Source organism: Butyricicoccus sp. OF10-2 (assembly GCF_003481925.1).
Taxonomy (GTDB): domain Bacteria; phylum Bacillota; class Clostridia; order Oscillospirales; family Butyricicoccaceae; genus Agathobaculum; species Agathobaculum butyriciproducens.
The window spans coordinates 72,745-87,525 of the sequence record NZ_QUMC01000012.1 but is presented as its reverse complement, the minus strand read 5'-3'; the positions used below and the strand labels follow the sequence as shown (position 1 = coordinate 87,525).

Sequence of the window (14,781 nt, the reverse complement as noted above, 5' to 3'; positions counted from 1 at the left end):
GTAAAAAACTCTCGAAATTTCAGGTTCGCACTACAACCTTCGTTCTTTTGAACAAAAGTTTAAGCACATCGTTGTTTAATTTACAAGGTACAATCTGCTGTTTTCAAAGAGTTTTCACAACTTTTCGTTGTTCTCAACCGCTCATCAACAGCTTATTTAGTATATCAAAACCAGAAGCGTTTGTCAAGAACTTTTTTCGATTTATTTTTCAATCAATTTTCGTTCATCGACTCGATTCTATTTTGACCGCTGTCGAAACAGCTTATTCAGAATACCAAACTTTTCACCGTTTGTCAAGAACTTTTTTTCAAATTCTTTTTGGTACGCTGAACCGCTGTTTGAAAACAGCTTATTTAGGATACCATCGTTCCCCCTGTTTTGTCAATAACTATTTTTCATTTTTCTGCATTTTATGCAAACCCTTGAGATACCGCCGTAAATCTGCTATACTGAATATATTATATAAAGATTTGTGAAGAGAAAAAGGAGGTGTCGGCTTGCCTATCAAGATAGCCGACAGTCTGCCGGCACGCGCCGTATTGGAGAGCGAAAACATTTTCGTTATGACCGAACACCGTGCCGCGACACAGGACATTCGTCCTCTTCGCATCGGTTTACTCAACCTGATGCCATTGAAAATCATTACCGAAACCCAGATCCTGCGCTGTTTATCCAACACGCCGATCCAGATCGAGGTCGATCTGATCCAGACCGAAACGTACCATTCCAAAAATACGCCGGAGGATCATCTTCTCACCTTCTACAAGACGTTCGACGATATCCGCGACCAGAAATATGACGGTTTTATCATCACCGGTGCGCCGGTAGAGACCATGCCGTTTGAGGAAGTCGAATACTGGAAGGAACTGACCGAGATCATGGACTGGACTAAAACGCACGTTCATTCCACGCTGCACATCTGCTGGGGTGCGCAGGCCGGTCTGTATTATCACTACGGTATTCTGAAGTACATGCTGCCCGAGAAAATGTCCGGTATTTTCAAGCACCATGTTCTGCTGCCGAAGGAGCCGCTGCTGCGCGGCTTCGATGATATCTTCTGCGCACCGCACTCGCGCCACACCGAGGTGCGTGCCGCCGACATCCGCAAAAATGATCGTCTGACCATTCTCGCGGAGTCGCACGAAGCCGGTGTGCACATCGTAGAGGCAATGAACGGCCGTCAGATCTTTGTGCTGGGTCACGGCGAGTACGACGCCGACACGCTCAAAAAGGAGTATGAGCGTGATCTGGCCAAAGGCATGAACCCGGAGGTGCCGCGCCATTACTTCCGCAACGATGATCCCAACGAGGACGTACTGGTGACCTGGAAGGCACATGCCAACCTGTTTTACACCAACTGGGTCAACTACTATGTGTACCAGACAACACCGTATTATCTGGACAAAATGTAATACCAAAGCCGCTCATCCATTGGATAGCGGCTTTTTTCACACAAAAAAGGGAGTATCAAAAGATACTCCCTTTCGTTTTACAGGTTCTGCTCTCTTCCCTCGTCTGCTGCGCCGACCAGATGGCACAGTGTCATCAGGCTGTCCGACAGATGCACGTTTTCGACCGGAACGCCCAGTCCCTCCAAATGAAGGTCCTCGCCGGTGAAATTCCACAGACCGCGGATACCGCGCTCTACCAGACCGTGTGCGATACGCGGGGCATCTCCGCGCGGAATGGTGAGCACCGCCACATCCGGCTTGTTGCGCTCAATAAACTCCGCAAGCGTATCCGCGCTGCGTACCTCATGGCCGCCAAAGCGCTGACCGATGAGCTGCGGATTTGCGTCAAACGCACACAGCAGTTCAAAGCCGCTGGCAGAAAAGTTAAAGTTATTAAGCAGTGCACGACCGAGGTTGCCGGCACCCAGCAGAATCGCCGTGCGGCCGGTCCGCAGACCCATGATCGCACCCAGCTCCTCCTGCAGTTTGTCGATATTATAGCCGTAGCCCTGCTGACCAAAGCCGCCGAAGCAGTTAAAGTCCTGACGAATCTGCGAAGCGGTCAGTCCCATGCGCTCTGCCAGTGCTTTGGAGGAGATACGCTGCTCCCCTTCAGCCTTCAGCTCACAAATATTCCGATAATAGCGAGGCAATCGCTGAATTACCGCTTTGGAAACCTCTTGCTTGTGTTCCACAGACCCTCTCCCTCTCTCAAATTCTATTTCTCGTGTAAATTACAACTTAGCGATGGTATCCAGCACATAATCGGTAAATTTCTGTGCAGTTGCACCGGTATCACGACCGGTAACAACAACCTTGCGCTCCTCTACCATGCAGATATCAAGTGCGCGGTCGAGCTTCTTCGCCAGTTCGATTTCACCGATGTGCTCAAGCAGCATAACAGCTGCACGCAGTACGGAGGACGGATCCGCGTACTTTGCGCGGCCTTCCTGTACCATACGCGGCGCAGAGCCATGAATTGCCTCGAACATCGCATAGCGCTTGCCGATATTGGCAGAGCCTGCCGTGCCGACACCGCCCTGAATCTCAGCAGCCTCGTCGGTGATGATGTCGCCGTACAGGTTCGGCAGAACAACGACCTTGAAGTCGCGGCGGCGCTTGTCATCGAGCAGCTTTGCGGTCATGATGTCGATGTACCAGTCGTCAAACTGTACTTCCGGATACTCCTTGGCTACCTTCTGGCAGGTATCGAGGAACTTGCCGTCGGTGGTTTTGATAATATTCGCCTTGGTGACGCAGGAAACGCGGTTCTTGCCGGTCTTGCGCGCATAGTCGAAGGCCAGACGAGCGATACGCTCGCAGCCCTGCGAGGTAGCTACGGTAAAGTCGATGAACAGATCGTCATCAATCTGTACGCCCTGAGAGCCGACAGCGTAGCCGCCCTCGGTGTTCTCGCGGTAGAACGTCCAGTCGATACCCAGCTCCGGCACCTTTACCGGGCGCACGTTGGCAAACAAGTCGAGACCCTTGCGCATTGCAACGTTTGCGGACTCTACGTTCGGCCACGGATCGCCCTTGCGCGGGGTCGTGGTGGGGCCCTTCAGGATAACGTGGCACTTCTTCAGCTCTTCCATAACGTCGGGCGGGATTGCGCAGCCGAGTTCAGCACGGCGCTCGATGGTCAGACCGTCGATCACGCGGAACTCCACCTTGCCGGCCTTTACCTTGTCTGCCAGCAGAACCTCCAGCGCATGCTGGGCCATGCCGGTGATCATCGGGCCGATGCCGTCGCCGCCGCACACGCCGATGATCAGCTTGTCCAGCTTGGAGTAATCAATAAAATCGTCCTGCTCCTTCATATCCATGATACGCTTGCGCTGGCTCTCTACAACTGCCTCAAATTTATCCAGAACAGACTGGTCGATAGACATGGTTTTGTCCTCCTACACCATTGATATTATTTTAACAAAAGAAAATATGCCTGTCAAGTCCGACCAGAGAACCCGCTTGGCTCTCCGGCCGGCATAACGTCTTGACTTACTTGCTCTGCTGACGTGCGTACAGCAGCGTACCGCCTGCAAGCAGTGCGTGACGCTGGCGCTCGGAAACCTCACAGTCGGCCTTGAAGGTCTTGCCGCCGCAAACAACGGTGACCTGCTCGCCGTTCTTTACTTCCTCGAGCACGTTCGGCAGAGAGATTTCATCCAGCAGATTGATTGCATCGTAATCCGCCGGATCGGCAAAGGTCAGCGGGATGATACCGGAGTTGACCAGATTTGCCTTGTGAATTCGTGCGAAGGACTTGCACAGTACGGCCTTTACGCCCAGATACAGCGGAACGAGCGCTGCATGCTCACGGGACGAGCCCTGACCGTAGTTTGCGCCGCCGACAATTACGCCGCCGCCCTGCTCCTTGCAGCGGGACGGGAACTCCGGATCGACGTTGATAAAGCAGTAGTTGGAGTAGTACGGCACGTTCGAGCGGTACGGCAGCAGCTTTGCGCCGGCCGGCAGGATGTGGTCGGTGGTGATGTTGTCCTCGGTCTTGAGAACGACCTTGCCGGTGTAGGATGCCTCGAGTGCCTTGCCCAGCGGGAACGGCTTGATGTTCGGGCCGCGAACGACCTCAACCTCAGCCGGATTCTCGGCCGGCTTTACGATCATGTTGTCATTGATGGTGAAATGCTCGGGCATTTCGATCTCCGGCATCTCACCGAGGGTGCGCGGATCGGTCAGCACACCGGTCAGTGCAGACGCTGCTGCAACCTCCGGAGATACGAGGAAGATCTGTGCATCCTGGGTGCCGGAACGGCCCTCAAAGTTGCGGTTGAAGGTACGCAGCGATACGCCGCCGGACTCCGGCGACTGGCCCATGCCGATGCAGGGACCGCAGGCGCATTCAAGGATACGCGCACCGGCCGAAATGATATCCGCCAGAGCACCGTTCTGCGCCAGCATATTGAATACCTGCTTGGAACCGGGGCTGATGGTCAGCGAAACCTCCGGGCTTACGGTCTTGCCCTTGAGGATGGAAGCGACCTTCATCATGTCGTGGTAGGAGGAGTTGGTGCACGAACCGATGCAGCACTGGTTTACCTTGATCTCGCCAATCTCGGATACCTTCTTGACGTTATCCGGCATATGCGGCATAGCTGCCAGCGGCTCGAGTGCGGACAGGTCTACGGTGTACTCCTCGTCATACTCTGCGTCCGGGTCGGAGGACAGCGGTACCCATACGTCGCCGCGGCCCTGTGCTTCGAGGAACTTCTTGGTTGCCTCGTCGGACGGGAAGATCGAGGTGGTAGCACCCAGCTCAGCGCCCATATTGGTGATGGTGGCGCGCTCCGGTACGGACAGGGTCTTTACGCCCTCGCCTGCGTACTCTACGATCTTGCCGACGCCGCCCTTGACGGTCATCTGGCGCAGTACGTCCAGAATAACGTCCTTCGCAGATACCCACGGAGACAGCTTGCCGGTCAGGTTGACGCGGACCATCTTCGGCATCGGGATGTAGTACGCGCCGCCGCCCATTGCGACTGCAACGTCCAGACCGCCGGCACCGAACGCCAGCATGCCGATGCCGCCGCCGGTCGGCGTATGGCTGTCCGAACCGATCAGGGTCTTGCCCGGTGCGCCGAAGCGCTCCAGATGTACCTGATGGCAGATGCCGTTGCCTGCCTTCGAATAGTAGATACCGTGCTTCTTAGCGACAGAACCGATATATTTGTGGTCGTCCGCATTCTCGAAGCCGGACTGCAGGGTATTGTGGTCAATGTAAGCGACCGAGCGCTCGGTCTTGACCTGATCGACGCCCATCGCCTCAAACTGGAGATAAGCCATCGTGCCGGTGGCATCCTGCGTCAGCGTCTGGTCGATCTTCAGACCGATCTCCTGACCCAGTACCATTTCGCCGTCTACCAAGTGCGCTTTCAAAATCTTCTGCGCGATTGTCATACCCATGTGTGTTTCCTTCGCTCCTTTATGTCCCGACGCGAAAGTCTTTCGCTTTCGCGCCCCATTCTCGTCAGAATGGGTGGTTGCGGCTTCCACAGCCTTCTCCACGGTGCAGCTCGCACCGTGCCCCAAAAAACAAAAATAGAAGTGGTGTTCGCATACACGAAACCACTTCTATTTTACAACATTCTATCGGTTTTGCAAAGCACTTTTCACCGCAGTGATTTGAAAAAGTTCAAGCCTTTTTCTGCGTTTTTTCAGCAGAATTACTGTTTTCGGCAGAAAGTCACTTGTATTTGTCGAAAAAGCGGTTTCGCAGCAGTTCAACTCACTTGTTCTCCTGCCATGTACCTTCCTCGGTCACTTCGATGACGCTGCTGGTCATATCCAGCTTGCGGTTTTCAAACGCTTCGCGGTTGTTCTCGTAGATGAGACGCAGACCCTCGAGCGTCAGGTTCGGGTCCACATCGTCGATAAGGTCGCAGTATTCCGCCATCATGCGGCCCATGCCGCCGGTAGCGACTACTCTTGCCTTGCCGCCCAGTTCCTTCTGGATATCCGTGATGATGCCGGTCAGCGCGCCGACATAGCCGCGCACCGCACCGGACTGCATGGACTGCACAGTGGTCTTGCCGATGGCATTCTCCGGCCGCTCAATGTCCACGCGCGGCAGCTTGGACGCCTTGAGGAACAGCGCCTCCATCGCCACCTTCAGACCCGGGAAAATCGCGCCGCCCTGATACGCGCCGTTCTCGTCGATGGCGTCAAAGGTAGTCGCCGTGCCGATATCCACAATGATGAGCGGCTTGCCATACTTGCGAACCGCAGAAACCGCGTTGACCAGTCGGTCCGCGCCGACCTCGCGCGGGTTGGCATAGCAGTTTTCAATGCCGATATCCGCATCGCGGCCCGCGATGACCGGCTGCACATACAGATACTTGCGGATGGCATTGATCAGCGTATACATCACCGGCGGCACGACCGACGCGATCACGACCGCCGTCGTTTCCGCGCAGCTGATCTCGTGGAAGTGGTAATACTGCGCGATCAGCATGCCCAGCTCATCCGAGGTGCGCTCAGAATTGGTGGAAATGCGGAACGAGCCGCGCAGCTTGTCTCCGTCATATAAACCGAACACCATGTTGGTGTTGCCTACGTCGATTGCTAAAAGCATAATGTTCTCCTAATTTTCTATTTCTCTTACAGACGCTCTTTTCGCAGCAGACTGCCGTCCTCATCGACCAGCTCGAGCAGCGCAGCCCGTCCGTTCTCGACAGTCAGCCGAGCGTAGCTGGCCGGGCCGCCGCGCGGCAGACTGATGCTGCCCGGATTGCATACCCACACGCCGTTCTCCCGCTCGAGCATCATGCGGTGCGTATGCCCGAAAAAAGCAAGCGCGCAGTGCTCCTCGTAAGCCCGCTGCGGCACAATGCCGCTCGACAGCATGCCGACACGCTCACGGTGGCCGTGCGTGATATAAATCCGCACGCCGCCCGGTGTCACAACCGCATTCAGCGGCACATCGGGGTCAAAATCGTTGTTGCCCCGCACGCGGTAGATCGGCATGGCCGGGAACACGCGCTCGATCTCGCGAGCATCCTCGGCGTGATCGCCTAAGTGAATGACCGCATCCGGTTCTTCCCTGTCTACCGCAAAGGCCATTGCCATGTTATAGCCGTGGGAATCTGCAAATATCAGCACTTTCATGTTGTTCCCTCTCTCTGCGCCGCACATATAGCTGTATTTTACACCGAGTATCCCGCGATGTAAAGTAATTTTCTTGCGATCAGCCACAATTTATTTCCCTGTGCACACACTTCTCCTCCCGGCGGCATATACTGTCATGAAACAACTTCTTATGAGAGAGGACGGGACGCGAATGAATCAGAACGAACTGCTCCGCAGACTTGCGGCACAGGCCGGTGGAGACGCGGCGCTCGAACGGCTTTCCGGTGCGCTCGGCACTGCAGACGGCAGACGTGCGGTCGAGCAGCTGTCCGCACAGCATGCCGCTGAGCTGGAACAGGCCGCAAAAGCCGCGCAAAGAGGTGACATGCGCAGCGCAGCACAGGCAGCGCAAAAACTCATGCAGACACCCGAGGGTGCGCGGCTGGCCGCACAGCTTCGGCACATTTTCGGCAAATAAGGAGGCGTTTGGATGGAAAACGATATGCTTTCCTCGCTGCTGAGCGACCCGGAGTCACTGCAGAACGCGATGAAAACCGTGTCCGACCTGCTCGGCGGTCAGCCGTCCGCACAGGCAGAGCCGCAGAGCACCTACGATCCGGCCTCCGAAATGATGCAGAAGGCGCTTCCGGTCATCGGCGCGATCGCGCAGAGCGGGCAGAATGCCGTAAAACCGGAAAAACGCGCACTGCTCGGTGCGCTCAAGCCGTTCGTTGCCGAGGAGGTCTCCGGCCAGTTCGACCGTGCCCTCCGTCTGGTCAGCATGGCTCGGATGGCGCGCGCGGCACTCGGACAGGTGAACCTCTCTGCAGACGATACCGCGCCGCGAGCCTTATAGGAGGTGCTGACCCATGTATAACCGCTATCTTGCCGCCGCAGAGCAGACCGCACCGGAAACAAACGAACCGCCGCAGAGCAGCACCTTTTCCGGTCTCGGACGCACGCTGAATGCGCGTCTGCAGGGTGTCCGGCTGGACATGGATACTATGATCGCCCTGCTCATCGTGTGGTTCCTGCTGATGGACGATGACGGCGTGGTGGATTGGGAACAGTTTCTGCTCACCGCCGCCCTGCTCCTGTTTGGGCTGTGAGTACATGAAAAAACTGCCGCACGGTTGATGTGCAGCAGTTTTTTATTGCATTCGCGTGCTATAATTGAGAATGAGCGCTATCCTTGCGCAGCTCTGTCCGCGCTGCCGCGATTTCTTGCAATACGGCAAGTATTGCAAGAAACCGCGCCTCAGCAGTACGCAGAATTTATTCGCAAACCGCTCTTGTTCCATTATGCGGTATTGCCTTAATCCGCGCCTTCGGTGCGCACATTCATTTTCCATTCTCCATTTTCAATTACAAAATAGGTCCCGACCCATCATCCTTCTCCTTGGTGATGGACTTGATCACAACAGTATAGCTGTCGCCCTCTTCGGTGGTGACATCCACCCGGTCACCGACCTTTTTGCCGAGCACCGCCTTGCCAAGCGGTGCCTTGCAGCTGATTCTGCCGTTCAGCGGATCACACCGCACGGTCGTTACCACCTGAATGGTATCCGTGTCATCATCGTCCTCAAACAGCAGCTCCACCTTATCGAACAGACCGACCTCATCCGCGCCCGCCTTATCCTCAATCACATGCGCGGATTTAATCATGCGCTCCAGATAGCGGATGCGGCTGCGGTTGCGGTTCTGCGCCTGCTTGGCGGCTTTGTATTCAAAATTTTCACTCAGGTCACCGAACGCACGTGTGCGCTTGACCTCCTCGATCAGCTCGGGCATCAGCTCCAGCTTGCGGTGGTCCAGCTCCTTCTGCATCATTTCAATGTCCTGTGCGGTCAGATCGTCATGCATAGCTTTTCATTTCCTTTCATGCTTCCATGCTCATGCCTTAGATTATATGCTGTTTGGCGGAATTTTGCAACGCCTGTCCTCCCGTCAAATTTCCGCATGGTTAAATTTGCGTGATAACCGCGCAGAATGTTCAACAATTTGCACAATTTTCTATTTTCCGCCATTTTTATTTGCTGTATCGTTTTCCATATGATATACTGTTGCTATACGCCTGTACACCACAAAGCAGGGTGCTGACGTTTTCCGTTGGCCGCCCTGCTTTTTTGCTGTGTACGGGAGAATCACAAAAAGGGGAATGAAAACATCATGGGAACTGCATTTTTGCGGCAGCTCAGCAGGAATTCAAGGGCTACAACGGGCAAAAGCTGGCCAAGGACCTGATGGCTGGTCTGACCGTTGCGGCAGTGGCGCTGCCTCTGGCACTGGCGTTCGGTGTATCGGCCGGTGCAACAGCGGCCTGCGGCCTGGTTACGGCGATTGTTGCCGGTCTTATCATTTCGGCGCTGACCGGCGGCTATTATCAGATTTCCGGTCCGACCGGTGCTATGGCAGCCATTCTCGGCTCGCTGATCGCGACCTACGGCATGCAGGGCATGTTCGTGGCAACCTTTCTCGCCGGTGCGCTGCTCATCCTTGCGGCGGTGCTGCACCTCGGCAACCTGACCGCCTTCGTACCCGCGCCGGTTATCACCGGTTTTACCTCGGGTATTGCGGTCATTATCGCGATGGGTCAGATCGACAACTTCTTCGGCACGCACTCGGAAGGGGCCAGTGCGATTGCGAAGATCATCTCGTATAAGGATCTCGGCTTTCATCCGGATATTGCTACCACGCTGATCGCGCTTTTTGTCGTTCTGCTGATGGTGTTCTTCCCGAAAAAGTGGAACGCGGTCGTACCGGCTTCGCTCATCGGCATTATCATCGCAACTGCGGCAACGATGATTCTGAAGCTCGATATCGCAACCGTCGGCGAGATTCCGAAAACGCTCATGCTGCCGGATCGTCTGTCTCCGGCACAGATTGACTGGAACACGGTTCCTGCTCTGCTGGCGCCGGCATTCTCCATCGCGGTGCTGAACATGCTCGAAAGCCTGCTGTGCGGTGCGTCTGCCGGCCGCGCGACCGGCGTCAAGCTCAACAACGATCAGGAGCTGTTCGCACAGGGCGTCGGCAACATGGTGCTGCCGATGTTCGGCGGCATTCCGGCAACTGCCGCTCTGGCGCGTACCTCGGTAGCAGTTCGCTCGGGTGCGCAGACCCGTCTGACCGGTATCTTCCATGCGGTCGGTCTGCTGATCATGATGTTTCTGCTCGCGCCGGTCATTCAGAATGTGCCGCTGGCCGGTCTGGCAGGCGTGCTGATGGTCACAGCATGGCGCATGAACGAATGGCACGCCATCAAGTACATGTTCAGCCACCGTTTCAAGGGTGCCATGGCGAAATTTATCGTCACCATGATCTGCACCATCGTATTCGACCTGACGGTTGCGATCGTAGTCGGTGTCGGTCTCGGTCTGATCCTGATGGTTGCCCGTCTGTCCAAGCTGCAGATCAACTACGAGCGTGTTGACATGTCCCGCATCAAGAGCAACGACGAGGCGCTGAACGAGCGTTACCGCAACGCAATGGTCGCTTACATCACCGGTCCGCTGATCTTCGCCAACATCGACACCATCGAGCAGCTGACCGAGCGTGTCGGCACCTGTGATACGCTGCTGCTGTCCATGCGCGGCGTGCCGTATATTGATATTTCGGCGGCACAGGCGCTGATGGATATTCTTCGTTCGCTGCACGAAAACGGCGTGGATATCGTACTGTGTGGCCTGCCGAGCAGTGCCATGAATATGATGCACCGCTCCGGTATTTATGATATGGTCGGTGAACAGGGCTTCTACTGGAGCGTAGAGCGTGCTCTGCTGGACCTTCGTCCGTATACCGGCAAAAAGTAACAATGCACAAGGCGTATGTTTGAGACATGCGCCTTTTCTCTTGTGGATATTATACAAATTCTTTTCATGGTTTTAATGCAATATAACGAAATTGCGTATTGCGTTTTTTCTGAAATGCGCTATAATAATATCGTAATCAGAAAGAACAGAAAAAATGTTAGCAGCACCGTCAGAAGACGGATTAAAGGAGGCTGATTATCATGACTAAGAAAAATTACATCCGCACGCTCGGTATGATCGCTGAATCCATGTTTATGCAGAACCCCAGCTACTCCTGGAGAGGCAGCATGGCTTGCCGCGATTTCTCCAAGACCCGCAAGTAAGATAAACAATAGAAAGACCGCTGTATGATTGTACAGCGGTCTGAGGCTGTCGAAAAACTAACGTTTTCCGAGCACGCTCTCGATCGAAACCACGCTTTCGATCGAATTTCGAAGAAAAACCGCGCCTTGCAGGCACATTTTTTCTTCCCTTGTATAAATTCCGAGGTACACGCCCCCGGAATTTATGAATTTGCTCCGCAAATTCTATTTTATGCGTGCTGCCGCACAAAGCACAAGAGTTGAAATGCTGCTTTTTCGACAGACTGAGACCGCTGTATGATTGTACAGCGGTCTTTTTTCCGGTTTGGGCGGTGAAAACACCACGGATTCCCCGTCCGGGCACTTGACAAAAGCCCGTCAGACCTTTACAATAATACTGTTGTCTGCAGGGTTAGTTCATCGGTAGAACGGTCGCTTCCCAAGCCACAGAGGCGGGTTCGATTCCCGTACCCTGCTCCAAAAAACACAGCCATCCAAATGGATGGCTGTGTTTTTTTCATATAACGGGTGCCGAATCAAACGCACGGTTTCGCCCGAAGAGCAAGAGAAGCTCCTCGGAGAGACCCGTGTCACGCCGCTCGTTGATGCGAAAGCTGTCCTCGGCTCTATGTACTTAGCCTTTGCGGATATCCTTAATGAGCTTTTCCTTCTCCTTGGCTTCCTTCTTTTCTTCCTTGAGGCGCTTTTTCTCCGACTCGTATTCCTTGCTCGGACACTTGCCGCAGTAATGAACCTCATATCGCTCGATACAGTCCTTGATCACCTTGACTGCCACCGAGCGCGTCAGCGCGTCCGACGTTGCGGTGTACTTGTGCTCCAGACTCTTGTAAATCTCGAAGAAATGCGCGATCTCGTTGCCATGATGCGGCGGCAGCTGGTCGATATCATGATAATAGTTCCAGTTCGGGTCCTCAAACGGAATGGCGATGATCTTATCGTCGATCTCGTCATCATCAATCATGCGGATCACGCCGATCGGATAGCAGTCCACCTCGACCATCGGGTCAAGCGTTTCACTGCACAGCACGAGCACATCCAGCGGATCGCCGTCGCCCGCATAAGTGCGCGGAATAAAGCCGTAATTGGCCGGATAATGCGTTGAAGTATACAGAATACGATCCAGCCGCAGCAGGCCGGTCTGCTTGTCCAGCTCATACTTTTTCTTGCTGCCTGCCGGAATTTCAATGACTGCCGTAAAGCTCTCCGGCGTTACGCGACTCGGATCAATGTCATGCCAGATGTTGATCATATCTGATTTTCTCCCTCTTTCTTCTTATTTTATATCCACAGTATAACAGACCTTTTCATTTCCCGCAAGACCTGCGGAGGAAAGAAACTTTTTATGCATTTTACATGAAACACATTGTTCCTTTACAAAAGCGCAGTATAATAGTAACTATAAAATGACGGCGTATGCCACCACGAAGGGGGACATGATATGACACAGAAGATTTGGGAGCAGGGCTACACCCAGAACCGTGAGTTTTCGTGGCTGCAGTTCAACGCCCGCGTGCTCGCCGAGGCGGAGGATGAGAACGTGCCTCTGCTCGAGCGTTTCAAATTCCTCGCAATCTTTACCAGTAATCTGGATGAGTTCTTCATGATCCGTGTCGGCAGCCTGTGCGACATGGCCGCCGTGGACAAAGGGCATACCGACAGCAAATCCGGTCTGACCGCCAAAGAGCAGCTGCATCTGATCTACAAGGCGGTTGAGCCGCTCTATGCACGTCGTGATGCGGCGTTCTCCGATGTGGACAGCAAACTGAGTGCGATCGGTCTGCGCCGACTGACAATGGATTCGCTTGCGCCGGACGAACAGAAATACATCAAGCGGTATTTCAAGGATATCATTGCGCCGGTGCTTTCGCCGCAGATCGTGGACTCGCACCATCCGTTCCCGCACCTTGAGGGCAAGGTGCTGCATATTGCCGCGCTGCTCAGCCACAAAAAGACCGAACGGCTCGGTCTTCTGCCCGTGCCCGCATCGCTGCCGCCGGTTGTGTTCCTGCCGGAGACACCGTCGCGCTATATTCTCACCGAGGACATTCTGCTCGCCTACGCTGACCATGTGTTCGAAATGTACGATGTACTTGAAAAGACCGTGCTCTGCGTTACCCGCAATGCGGATATTCAGGTAGACGACGAGACCTTCGGCGTAGAAGGCGGAGATTTTCGCAAAAAGATGGAAAAGCTGCTGCGGCAGCGCCGCCGCATGGCTGTCGTGCGCGTGGAGATCAGCCGTCCCATCAGCGACCATTTCAAAGAGCACTTCCGCAGCCGCTTTGAGGTCAGCGATGCACAGATTTTCCTGTCGCGCACAGCACCGCTCAAGCTCGGATATGCGTTCTCGCTCGGCGAACACCTGCCGGAAAAAAAGCGTGCGTTTCTCAGCGACGCGCCCTTCACGCCGCAGCAGCCGGCCATGCTGTCTGCCGGTCAGAGTCTGCTCAAGGCCGCTCTGCAGCGGGATATTCTGCTGTCCTATCCGTATGAGAGCATGGAGCCGTTCCTGCAGATGATTCGTGAGGCGGCAAACGACCCGGCTGTACTGGCGATCCGCATCACGATTTACCGGCTGGCAAGCAAGGCAAAGCTGGTCGAATACCTGTGTGCTGCCGCCGAAAACGGCAAGGACGTTACCGCACTCATCGAGCTGCGCGCGCGCTTTGACGAGCAGAACAACATCGACTGGTCCGAACGCATGGAAGAAGCCGGCTGCAAGATCATTTACGGCTTTGAGGATTACAAGGTGCACTCCAAGATCTGCCTGATCACCCGCAGAGAACGCGGAACCGTCCGCCATATTACGCAGGTCGGCACCGGCAACTACAACGAGAAAACCGCCAAGCAGTACACGGACGTGTCGCTCATCACGGCGGATGAACGCATCGGTCAGGACGCAGGCGCGTTCTTCAACAACATGGCGCTCGGCAACCTGTCCGGACGCTACAGCCGCCTGTTCGTCGCGCCGACCAGCCTGAAAAACAACATTCTGGCGTTGATGGACGAGCAGATTGCCAAAGGCAAGGACGGTTACATCCTGCTCAAGTTCAATTCGCTGACCGATATCGATGTAATCGCCAAGCTGCGGGAGGCATCCTGCGCAGGCGTCACAGTCGAGATGATCGTGCGCGGCATCTGCTGCCTGCTGCCCGGTGTGCCGGGCCACACCGAGAACATCACAGTGACGAGCATTGTCGGACGTTTTCTTGAGCATTCCCGCATTTATGTGTTCGGCCGCGGTGACGAGGAAAAAATGTATATCTCCTCCGCCGATCTGATGACGCGCAACACTGAACGCCGTGTTGAAGTTGCCTGTCCGATTGACAATCCTGCCGTCCGCGCCCGCCTGCATGATATTCTCTATGCCATGCAGCACGATACTGTCAAGGCGCGTGTGCTGCAGCCGGACGGCACCTACTGCAAAAAGCCTGCCGTTCAGGACCCCATCTGCGCACAGGATCTGCTTATGCAGCAGGCCATTGAGAACGCCCGCAAACAGGCCGCACAGCCTGCGCCGCATCCGGGTTTCCTCGAGAAAATCCGAAAATGGTTCTCCGGTTCCTGAACAAATGGACTGTCGAAAACTTCGTTTTCCCGACAGACTGAAAG

Annotated in this window: 14 protein-coding genes and 1 tRNA gene; 8 read left to right on the top strand and 7 right to left on the bottom strand. The window is 54.9% G+C overall.

Annotated elements, in window-relative coordinates:
- The first annotated feature begins 497 nt into the window (after positions 1 to 497).
- Positions 498 to 1,412, top strand: a complete 915-nt coding sequence (gene metA / locus DXB00_RS08185) for a homoserine O-acetyltransferase MetA (protein WP_118729700.1) — start codon at positions 498 to 500, stop codon at positions 1,410 to 1,412.
- 77 nt (positions 1,413 to 1,489) lie between these two features.
- Here the strand turns inward: metA and DXB00_RS08180 are convergent, their stop codons facing one another.
- The 5 genes from DXB00_RS08180 to DXB00_RS08160 form a co-directional block, all read right to left on the bottom strand.
- Positions 1,490 to 2,146 carry a redox-sensing transcriptional repressor Rex gene (locus DXB00_RS08180; protein WP_118360961.1) on the bottom strand — a complete coding sequence of 219 codons (657 nt, stop codon included), beginning with the start codon at positions 2,144 to 2,146 and terminating at the stop codon, positions 1,490 to 1,492.
- 39 nt (positions 2,147 to 2,185) lie between these two features.
- A complete protein-coding gene (locus tag DXB00_RS08175; protein WP_119214779.1) occupies positions 2,186 to 3,343 on the bottom strand; it encodes an isocitrate/isopropylmalate family dehydrogenase in 1,158 nt (385 codons plus the stop codon).
- A 106-nt stretch (positions 3,344 to 3,449) separates the two neighbouring features.
- Positions 3,450 to 5,372, bottom strand: coding sequence for an aconitate hydratase (locus tag DXB00_RS08170; RefSeq protein WP_118729699.1), 1,923 nt, complete (start codon positions 5,370 to 5,372; stop codon positions 3,450 to 3,452).
- A 322-nt stretch (positions 5,373 to 5,694) separates the two neighbouring features.
- Positions 5,695 to 6,540, bottom strand: coding sequence for a type III pantothenate kinase (locus tag DXB00_RS08165; protein ID WP_118286099.1), 846 nt, complete (start codon positions 6,538 to 6,540; stop codon positions 5,695 to 5,697).
- 26 nt (positions 6,541 to 6,566) lie between these two features.
- The gene (locus tag DXB00_RS08160) at positions 6,567 to 7,073 is read right to left on the bottom strand and encodes a metallophosphoesterase family protein (RefSeq protein ID WP_158577993.1); all 507 of its coding nucleotides are present in this window, start codon (positions 7,071 to 7,073) and stop codon (positions 6,567 to 6,569) included.
- Between the two features lie 172 nt (positions 7,074 to 7,245).
- Between DXB00_RS08160 and DXB00_RS08155 the strand changes: the two genes are divergently transcribed.
- Genes DXB00_RS08155 through DXB00_RS08145 form a run of 3 tightly spaced genes read left to right on the top strand, consistent with a single transcriptional unit; the run spans position 7,246 to position 8,143 of the window.
- Positions 7,246 to 7,512: a hypothetical protein gene (locus DXB00_RS08155; RefSeq protein ID WP_118729698.1), complete on the top strand. Its 267-nt coding sequence runs from the start codon at positions 7,246 to 7,248 to the stop codon at positions 7,510 to 7,512.
- Between the two features lie 12 nt (positions 7,513 to 7,524).
- Positions 7,525 to 7,890, top strand: a complete 366-nt coding sequence (locus DXB00_RS08150; protein ID WP_118729697.1) for a hypothetical protein — start codon at positions 7,525 to 7,527, stop codon at positions 7,888 to 7,890.
- A 13-nt stretch (positions 7,891 to 7,903) separates the two neighbouring features.
- Positions 7,904 to 8,143 (top strand): hypothetical protein, encoded by a 240-nt coding sequence (locus tag DXB00_RS08145; protein ID WP_118729696.1) that lies wholly within the window; start codon positions 7,904 to 7,906, stop codon positions 8,141 to 8,143.
- 256 nt (positions 8,144 to 8,399) lie between these two features.
- Here the strand turns inward: DXB00_RS08145 and DXB00_RS08140 are convergent, their stop codons facing one another.
- A complete protein-coding gene (locus DXB00_RS08140) occupies positions 8,400 to 8,897 on the bottom strand; it encodes a GreA/GreB family elongation factor (protein ID WP_117488359.1) in 498 nt (165 codons plus the stop codon).
- A 380-nt stretch (positions 8,898 to 9,277) separates the two neighbouring features.
- Between DXB00_RS08140 and DXB00_RS08135 the strand changes: the two genes are divergently transcribed.
- From DXB00_RS08135 to DXB00_RS08130, 3 genes are all read left to right on the top strand, one after another.
- A complete protein-coding gene (locus DXB00_RS08135; RefSeq protein ID WP_119214778.1) occupies positions 9,278 to 10,846 on the top strand; it encodes a SulP family inorganic anion transporter in 1,569 nt (522 codons plus the stop codon).
- 200 nt (positions 10,847 to 11,046) lie between these two features.
- Positions 11,047 to 11,169 carry a hypothetical protein gene (locus tag DXB00_RS17700; RefSeq protein ID WP_279220784.1) on the top strand — a complete coding sequence of 41 codons (123 nt, stop codon included), beginning with the start codon at positions 11,047 to 11,049 and terminating at the stop codon, positions 11,167 to 11,169.
- Between the two features lie 385 nt (positions 11,170 to 11,554).
- Positions 11,555 to 11,628, top strand: a tRNA-Gly gene (locus DXB00_RS08130).
- 154 nt (positions 11,629 to 11,782) lie between these two features.
- Here the strand turns inward: DXB00_RS08130 and DXB00_RS08125 are convergent.
- Positions 11,783 to 12,415 (bottom strand): inorganic diphosphatase, encoded by a 633-nt coding sequence (locus DXB00_RS08125; RefSeq protein WP_118480997.1) that lies wholly within the window; start codon positions 12,413 to 12,415, stop codon positions 11,783 to 11,785.
- Positions 12,416 to 12,607: 192 nt separating this feature from the next.
- Here DXB00_RS08125 and ppk1 point away from each other — a divergent pair, with 192 nt between their 5' ends.
- A complete protein-coding gene (gene ppk1 / locus DXB00_RS08120; protein ID WP_118729694.1) occupies positions 12,608 to 14,737 on the top strand; it encodes a polyphosphate kinase 1 in 2,130 nt (709 codons plus the stop codon).
- Positions 14,738 to 14,781: the final 44 nt, after the last annotated feature.